The 8,153-nt window shown below is 40.2% G+C and carries 6 protein-coding genes and 3 pseudogenes; 1 reads left to right on the top strand and 8 read right to left on the bottom strand.

Going from position 1 to position 8,153, the window contains the following annotated elements; translation table 11 throughout:
• Positions 1 to 461: 461 nt before the first annotated feature.
• Complete coding sequence (locus JMX75_RS13080; protein WP_145990099.1) at positions 462 to 557, bottom strand: DUF4113 domain-containing protein; 96 nt, start codon at positions 555 to 557, stop codon at positions 462 to 464.
• 28 nt (positions 558 to 585) lie between these two features.
• Here JMX75_RS13080 and JMX75_RS12625 point away from each other — a divergent pair.
• A pseudogene (locus JMX75_RS12625) lies at positions 586 to 750 on the top strand (protein deglycase HchA); the annotation flags it as partial.
• A 124-nt stretch (positions 751 to 874) separates the two neighbouring features.
• On the opposite strand, the gene JMX75_RS12620 reads toward JMX75_RS12625, so the two are convergent.
• The 7 genes and pseudogenes from JMX75_RS12620 to JMX75_RS12975 all read right to left on the bottom strand — a co-directional run.
• Positions 875 to 1,636 carry a substrate-binding domain-containing protein gene (locus tag JMX75_RS12620; RefSeq protein ID WP_058368377.1) on the bottom strand — a complete coding sequence of 254 codons (762 nt, stop codon included), beginning with the start codon at positions 1,634 to 1,636 and terminating at the stop codon, positions 875 to 877.
• Positions 1,637 to 1,993: 357 nt separating this feature from the next.
• Positions 1,994 to 2,112, bottom strand: a pseudogene (locus JMX75_RS12980) (acyl-CoA dehydrogenase); the annotation flags it as partial.
• Between the two features lie 99 nt (positions 2,113 to 2,211).
• The gene (locus tag JMX75_RS12615) at positions 2,212 to 2,802 is read right to left on the bottom strand and encodes a recombinase family protein (RefSeq protein WP_058368781.1); all 591 of its coding nucleotides are present in this window, start codon (positions 2,800 to 2,802) and stop codon (positions 2,212 to 2,214) included.
• A 399-nt stretch (positions 2,803 to 3,201) separates the two neighbouring features.
• Positions 3,202 to 4,065, bottom strand: coding sequence for a universal stress protein (locus JMX75_RS12610; protein WP_201532543.1), 864 nt, complete (start codon positions 4,063 to 4,065; stop codon positions 3,202 to 3,204).
• Between the two features lie 82 nt (positions 4,066 to 4,147).
• A complete protein-coding gene (locus JMX75_RS12605) occupies positions 4,148 to 5,647 on the bottom strand; it encodes a SulP family inorganic anion transporter (RefSeq protein WP_201532542.1) in 1,500 nt (499 codons plus the stop codon).
• Between the two features lie 649 nt (positions 5,648 to 6,296).
• Positions 6,297 to 7,652, bottom strand: a complete 1,356-nt coding sequence (locus tag JMX75_RS12600; RefSeq protein WP_201532541.1) for a serpin family protein — start codon at positions 7,650 to 7,652, stop codon at positions 6,297 to 6,299.
• A gap of 217 nt (positions 7,653 to 7,869) precedes the next feature.
• Positions 7,870 to 8,153 (bottom strand): annotated as a pseudogene (locus JMX75_RS12975) (hypothetical protein); the annotation flags it as partial.

Here is an 8,153-nt window from a genome sequence, read left to right as displayed (position 1 = left end):
TTAAGGTGACTTTGCCTAGCCCAAATAGTCGATATATCATTAAAGCCAGTTGATCGTAGTCTATCCTCGCTTCGGCAAAAAATCGCTGTAGTCTGCGATAGTGACTGTCGGTCTTGCCACCCTTAGGGAGGTGTCTTGCTATTTTTTTTAAGATTACTGCTTTGAGCAGTAATCAGGGCTATTATCATTAGGCTCAAACATGTGATTCTTGCCTTGTTCATACTCAGGTTTTGAGTTAAAGTTTCACTAAGTCTGTTAAAGTTTGGCATGGTCTATTCGTCTTAAAAATTACTATTATGCCTTTGCTTTAACAGACTTTTTTGTTTTTTTGTCGTGTGCAGAGATAAATTTCTTATTTCTTGGATTGTGTTGCTAACTTTATGAATTTACTGATGTTGAACTGGGCGGTGCTACACCCGAAGTAACCCATCCCAACTAAAATAATTCTGCGTCAAACGATCTCAGCTCATACTCCAAGCACGATTTGGCAAATAACAACCACTCAATGCAATTTTAGATTTGCCGTATTTGGCTTGGATCGCTTCAAAGGCTTGCATGAGATTTTCGTTTTTTTCATGTTGACTATGGTTGCTGGCAGATCGCTTAGAAAAGTTGGGTGTGGAAGTGGTTAATAAAGAGATGTCGAGACAGTGTATTCAAGACCGTAAGTTAATTACAGGAGATAGTCCTTTGGCATCGAATACCTTGGGTAAAATGGCAGCACAAACGCTTTTGGCCGAGGTTCAGTAGTTATATTTTCTTCAATCAAGAGCGCCGTGGCGCTCTTTTTTATGTCCAATTTGCTTGTTAAAAGTTCGATTTTTTAAGCTTGGAAACTGATCTTGAATGTGGATCAAAGATTAAAATTAAGCACTCATTTGTTCCAACCAAACTGTTTAAAAATCGCATGGCCTTGTGCAGAGCTTAAAAACGTAATAAAACTTTTTGCTTCAGGATTTTTTAGACTGTGTTGAGTTAGTGCAACACCTGCATCACGGTAAATCACCAGTTCAGGTTCGATCGGGATAATTTGCCCAATGTCTGGATTACTGACTCCCCAAATATTAAACACCAACCATGCATCATAGCTGCTGTCAGTTTCCCATGCTTTTTTCGCTGTGCCTGTATTGGGTGCATACATGGCGATATTTTTACGGAAGGATTTTGTGAGCTGAATGTTGCCCGTTCTACCTGCAATATCTTCCCACATGCCGACTTGGCCTGCGCCATGGGTGACCAAAACTTTAGTGTTTGGCCTGCTTAGATCTTTAAATCCTTGAATATGTTTGGGATTGCCTTTTCTGACTAAAATGGCAGCAGGGCGTAGGTAAATAGGCTCAATCGAGTCCTTTACGATTTTGTCGGCAAATAAGCTTTCGAAATCAGACATCATGGCTTCCGAACCACTATAGATGACGTCGGCATCAAGCTTGGCTTTGTCGCTCCATTGTGAAGTAGGGCCCGCGGTTACATGGACATCAATCCCTGTTTTATTTTTAAATTGTTTCGCTGCTTCGTGCATCGCTGGTGCTGGTCCACCTGGACCATAGACATTAATTGCCGCTATAGCATTCATTGATAAAAAGCCCAGCATGAGCGGAAAGATATAGTGGCTGAGCTTATAATTTTTTGACATTTTTATTCCCTTTATTGATATGTGAATGTTGATAATATTTGTTTTGCTGATGTATTTAAATATTTATATTATTTTTTTTGTTAAAGAGTTTTTTAAATATTAGCGCGATTTTCTTACTTAAATTTAAGTTGTAGAAAGACAGAGACATGACGGAATTTTTAATGCACTTACTCTAAAGAAACTATCAGTGAGCGTAGTGAACTCTTTTTAACTGTAGGGGACGCTTTTGCCAAAGTCTAAGGATGAGGCCAGAAAATTGGAGCGACAGCTAAGTTGCTGGGGGAAGTTGAATTGTAAGGTCGGACTAGGAATAAAAAGAGTGCATCGGCGCTCTTTTTATCGTTTTGACACTATTAATTAGTAGTCAAAGCTAAAGTGTTCAGCGGCCAATGACGTCATGGTTTTTGAAGGATTGACCATTCTTCAGCATGACCTTGAGTGCGCGGTAACATGCGTTCAAAGTAGAAGTCAGCCAGAAAATACCATTACGCACAAAGTTTAGTTAAGGCCAAAAAATAACGAATGTTTGCTAGGTGAACCGTACCGGGTTTGGAGACCCTCCGACATAGTGTCGTCTAGCCCTGCTTTAACACCCGATAAACCGTAGCTACCCCAACACCAACCGCCTTAGCGATCTCCTCTTTTGTCATATTGCCTTGACTGTCTAATTCTCTAATACGATTGTGTTTCGTTGTATTAGGCTTCTTACCGGAGGGCTTATAGCCACTGTTAGCCAATCCCTGCTTGATACGCTCTCTACGCTTGTCGTTATCAAGCTTTGCCATCGTTGCTAATAAGTCGATCAGCATATGGTTAATCACTGTTAGGATCTCACCTGTCATGCCTTTACTTACCGTATGCGTAGTTGGTAGATCAGCCACCACCAATCGCAAGCCCTTGTCTTTGATGCGCTGCTTTAGAATTGCAAAATCATCTTGAGATAGCCTGCTTAATCTGTCCACGCTTTCAACCAGCAGAATATCGCCTTGATCAGCGTCTTTTAATAGCTTAGCTAATACTGGCCTATCGAGCTTTGTACCACTGAAATGCTCAACGTACTCAACATGTTTAACGTTATAGCTTTGGCTAAAGGTAATCAAGTCAGACAAGGCTCTCTTAGCGTCTTGATCCTTAGTGCTGGCTCTCACATAAATACGAACGGTCATAACGCGACCTCTATTACTTAGACTTAATAATTAATGTTCATTGATAATAGCAAGATATTACTATCATTTAATTTTAGAAACAAGTCTAATGATAGCTAAGTTATCGTTTAGAAGTTTTATGTTTTAGGTATAGTCTATTGATAGAAGAAAAGCACAGCAACCAACCCTATAATTCAAAAGTCTGCTATAGATGGTTCGATGTTAACAGTCTGTTTTAAGCAGTCTGTTAATAGGTTAGAAGGGCAAAATAACTAGTTCCCTTGGGGTATGCCCAAAACATATATGCTTAATACTATTAAAAAAATAGAACCCACTTAATCAGATCAGTAACGATTCTAATTAAGCGAATTTAGTGCCTATCATGGGTGCAATGATTTGCCAAAGTGATTGTTTGATATCTTAGCGAATCAAAATGACTGGCGACAGCGTCTTAGCAATGATCTTTGTCGTAGTACTGCCAACAAATAGCTGTTGGAATTTAGAATGGCCATAAGCACCAATGACAATAATATCGACCGCATTTTGCTGCTGAAAAGCCAATAATCCATCAACAGCATCAGAGGCAGTTAAATGATGCGCTTCTACTGTAAAGCCTGAAGTTGTTAATTTCTCGGTAGCCATTACTAAACTGTGTTTGGAGGTCGCATCATCATTACCTATCATGACGATATGCCCTTGCAGACCTTTTAACAGTGGACTTTTCGCAATCATATCAACGGCTTTAATGGCTGTTTTACTGCCATCAAATGCTATCATATAAGAATTGGGCGTTTTAAACTTCTCTGAGCAAATCAACACTGGCACGCTGGAAGCGCGCGCCACAGTTTCGATTTGACTACCGATATTGATTCGGCTGTCTTTGTGATCTTCGCCGCGTCGTCCCATAACGATGACACGATTTTTGCTATTGAAGTGCTCAATCGCTGGCAGCAGTTTGCCGTGACGTTGATAGATTTTCACATCCACGCCATTAAAGCTACTTTGAATGTGGCTTTTTGCATCTTTCACCAAAGCATTACTATAGCTATTAGCGACTTTTGCTCTTTGCTCATCCAGTTGCGTGAGTTCTTCTAACAGAAACTGACGACTATTAATACCTATCGCGCCTGATAAATCACGTCTGTTTGAAGCAGGAATGTCACTAACGTGTAGTAAGCCTATTGGTAGATTTAACCGGCTTGCATACCATGCTGTATAATCACAAACCGATTCCGTTACGGCTGAACCATCGATACACGCTAAAACATGCTGTTCTGTGTTCATAATTTGTCCTTAAATTTTAATTTGGAGTGTCCACTTCACCAAAACTAATAGGCTTGATAGACACTATCGTTAGTAGACGTTATTAATGAGCACCTAAGCTTTGATCGGCATCAGGTTTGTCATGAACGCCGAATTTTTCTATCATCGCTTGGCTTGCTTCATTCAGACCGATTAGTTCAACCTCAGTACCTTCACGGCGAAACTTAATAATCACCCGATCAATCGCGGCAACGGCTGTCACATCCCAGAAATGCGCTCTTGACACATCAATGACTACTTTAGATATAGATTCTTTTACATCAAATGACTCAATCAAACGCTCTGCTGATGAAAAAAATACTTGACCATTGACGAAGTAATAGCGCGTTCGTTCTGCTTCATCTAATTGCGTATGCACGCTCATATAGCGTTCGATTTTACTGGCAAAGAATAAAGCTGATAACAGCACACCAATTAATACGCCATATGCTAAGTTATGAGTCGCAACTACCACAGCAACGGTGGTAATCATAACGATGTTACTTTGCAGCGGCTTGGTCTTAAGCTCCTTAAAAGAACCCCAGTTAAACGTACCAACTGAGACCATAATCATTACCGCGACTAATGCTGCCATTGGAATGATCTTTAACCAATCGCTTAAAAACACCACTAGTAGTAATAAAAACACACCTGCAACCAAGGTAGATAAGCGCGTATAACCGCCTGATTTGACGTTGATGATCGACTGACCAATCATCGCACAGCCTGCCATACCACCAAAAAAACCGCTTACGACGTTCGCAATCCCTTGACCTTTACATTCTTGCGTACGATCGCCTTTGGTATCAGTCAAATCATCCACAATGGCCATGGTCATCATAGACTCAAGCAAACCAACGATAGCGAGACTGATGGAATACGGCAAAATAATCAGCAAGGTGTCTAGATTCAGAGGAATATCAGGTAGCAAAAATATCGGCAAGGTATCCGGCAGTTGTCCCATATCGTTGATGGTACGTGCTTCTGCACCTAAGAAAATAGCGATCGCTGTCACCAATACAATACTGACCAGCGGTGAAGGAATCATCTTACCGATTTTGGGAATGTACGGATAACCATAGATAATGATTAAGCCCAGCGCCACCAGACCATAGACGTGGACTAGATTTGAGCCTGCTTGCGGCATAAGCTCCGGAATCTGTGACATAAAAATCAAAATAGCCAAGGCATTGATAAAGCCAAGGATGACAGATTGCGAAACGTACTTCATCAAATTACCCAGCTTCAAAAAGCCAAAGATAATCTGTATCACCCCTGTCAAGACACTGGCTGCTAGCAAATACTGCAAACCATGCTCTCTCACCAGCGTGACCATGAGTAATGCCATCGCGCCGGTTGCGGCTGAAATCATCGCCGGACGTCCGCCAACGAAAGCAATCACTACGGCAATACAAAATGAGGCGTACAATCCAACTTGGGGATCAACACCGGCAATGATCGAAAAAGCAATGGCTTCAGGGATAAGGGCTAGAGCGACAACCATACCAGCTAGGACATCGCCTCTAACATTGGATAACCAATGTTCTTTAATAGTAGTTAACATGTTTAACTCAGTTTTTATGAACTGCTTTAGTCTGTCAATAATCGCGATATCTAAGATAAGAGGTATCTAAAATAAAAGGTCTGACACACTCTCAGCTAGGCATAATGCCTACCAATCAAGGAATGTGAAAATGTGAAACATCATATTTAGCGAGTTATTGTCATAAATTGCTTTTAATAGCTTGTTTATAATGACTCAATAGATAAATCGATTATAGATACAAACATTAAAGCAGTGCGTGTGCACAGGAAAAAGCGTAAAACGCTCTATGACAGAAATTGCTATAGGGAGCAATTATTTACTTAGGAGGGGGTCAAACAGTTAAGGCGGAATATTCATCTTTGTAGTAAACGACTTATTTAGATTAAAGGAGTAATATTTCTCGTAATTATAACATACATAGCACCAGTCAATAAAAATATCTGGCTATTATCCGCATAACGGGGGTTATGCTAAATCAAAAATAACTCAATATACCTATAAAAAGTCACTGCATGTACACAACGGAGTACATTCTCATAATTTTAATATCTTGATTTACTAGTGCATATAGCACACAGACAAAGGATCAAGTCCTCACTAGGGAACCGAACCAGTTAGAGCGCCTGATTGGTTCACAATAGGCATACCCTTATTGAGCTGTTTCCTACTAAAGTTTATTTACCTGCCCTAAGAACAATATAGCATCGGTTTTATTGTCTTTAATCATAAACATAAAGGGATGGTCGGCTGTAATTTCGGCTTTATGAGTCGCCATAACAAGTTGTACACCAATCCCCGTTGCTGCTGCGGCAACCGTGCCTTTTTCGTCAACTTCAACCACCGCTTTATGGATAACAGAATCTACTTTTAACGGTAGCTTGTCATTGAACAAGCTGTAGTTAGCACGACTATCAAAAGCGATGGGCATTCCCATATTGGCCAGTATCGGCTTCATCGAATAGCTTTCTTGTAACTTAAACTTAGGCATCACCAAAAAAATCTCTTGGTTTTCAAGTTGTTTAGTCCACTGACTGACTTGATTACTATTCAAGTCGGCCACCAGCTTTTGAATAGCAGCAGGCTCTTTTGACTTGGGTAGGATGATTAGCATCGATAGATCATTGCTTTTATAAGGAAGCTCTACCATTTGTATGTGCTCATTTTCCATATAATCAAAATAAGCTGTTTTATACATCATTTCTTGTGAAGACATGGTTCCGTCTAAGTTATGAAAGGGTCGAGTACCCCCTTGTACCCCAAACGGCTTTGCCCATTCGCTTTTAAAATACACGGCGTTGGTTAGTACAGTGGCTGTAGATGACTCGATACTCCCTTTTGCAAGCAGCTCAGGAATCATCTGCTTGGTATGCTTGGCAATGGTTTTATTAATAATCTGACGTGAAGATTCTGGACTGTTCTTAAAATCAAGGTTAGTCACTTGACCACCATAGTAGCGTTGTACTGTATCTAAGTAAGTCTGACTGGGACTCAAGTCTTGACGCATCCATAAGTTATTAACCGTGCTTAAATCATAATTTGGATTGGGTTTATTGAATTGATTGTATAGTGCAGCGCTATTAGGATTGAGGATAGCTAGTGGCGGATAATGAAAGGTCTTTTGAATTTGTTGCTTCGTTTCCCCTTCTGCTGCGATATAGAGCATTGCCATTGCAGTAGACAAGCTATAGGGTGAGAAAAAGACATTTTTATCTAATTGTTTTGGCTGCTTATTTATTTGCTGATATAGCTCAATAGCAAACTGGTTATTGGCACTAACCACTTGAGAGATACCATCTGCTGTCGCAGCAGAGTCGTCAGCAGCGACATAATCCTTATCAGTCTTTGGGGGCGAAGCGTTCTCAGTCTTGCTTGCTATAGGTTTATTATTCACTACCTGCATCGGCTGGCTATTAATAAGACTGCTATTACAACCGCTCATGGCGATTAAGCTGCCCAAAGCAAACATACCCATAATGAGCTTACTTGTAGACTTTTCATAAACGTATTGATTATTACCTTTCACGATTTTGTATCCTTTCAAAACTCGAATGATATTCTAAGTATATATAAAGGTTTGGCTGAATCCAGTAAACATATGCTAATACTAATTGGAGCATATCTATGAGCACAATATTTAACTACACGGACCTGCTATAAATAACGCTGACTTACAGCCAAAGATTCAAGTCCTCACTATAGTGTATTAAATATAAAAATGTTCTCTGCACACGACAAAAAAATCATCCCCACCCGATTTTCATAGGTTTAGGGGTTAAAAAGCTAACTAACTGTCGAAATACAGTCTTATCATTGTTAAAGAACACCAAGTGAAGGCCCTCAATCAACACATCCAGGCCAAGCGCAAACAAACTGGCTTGAGGTCGAGCGTTTGACTTTAACTTGCGCTTTAACGGCTTATCTTTGTCTTTATAAATACCGACATGATAAGCCCAACAAAATGCTAAGGCGTTCACTGCGACTAATTTACTGACCCGATCAAGATGGGTTAAGTGGGTATCTTCAA

Source organism: Psychrobacter sp. LFX-11D (assembly GCF_904846475.1).
GTDB lineage: Bacteria > Pseudomonadota > Gammaproteobacteria > Pseudomonadales > Moraxellaceae > Psychrobacter > Psychrobacter cryohalolentis.
Note: the sequence above shows the minus strand (reverse complement) of the source record. Positions and strands in the feature narration are given on the sequence as shown.

Bases quoted from the DNA above. Each gene is read 5' to 3' on its own strand.
- JMX75_RS13080 (WP_145990099.1), bottom strand. From the start codon at position 557: ATGCAAGCCTTTGAAGCGATCCAAGCCAAATACGGCAAATCTAAAATT.
- JMX75_RS12620 (WP_058368377.1), bottom strand. From the start codon at position 1,636: ATGTCAAAAAATTATAAGCTCAGCCACTATATCTTTCCGCTCATGCTG.
- JMX75_RS12615 (WP_058368781.1), bottom strand. From the start codon at position 2,802: ATGACCGTTCGTATTTATGTGAGAGCCAGCACTAAGGATCAAGACGCT.
- JMX75_RS12610 (WP_201532543.1), bottom strand. From the start codon at position 4,065: ATGAACACAGAACAGCATGTTTTAGCGTGTATCGATGGTTCAGCCGTA.
- JMX75_RS12605 (WP_201532542.1), bottom strand. From the start codon at position 5,647: ATGTTAACTACTATTAAAGAACATTGGTTATCCAATGTTAGAGGCGAT.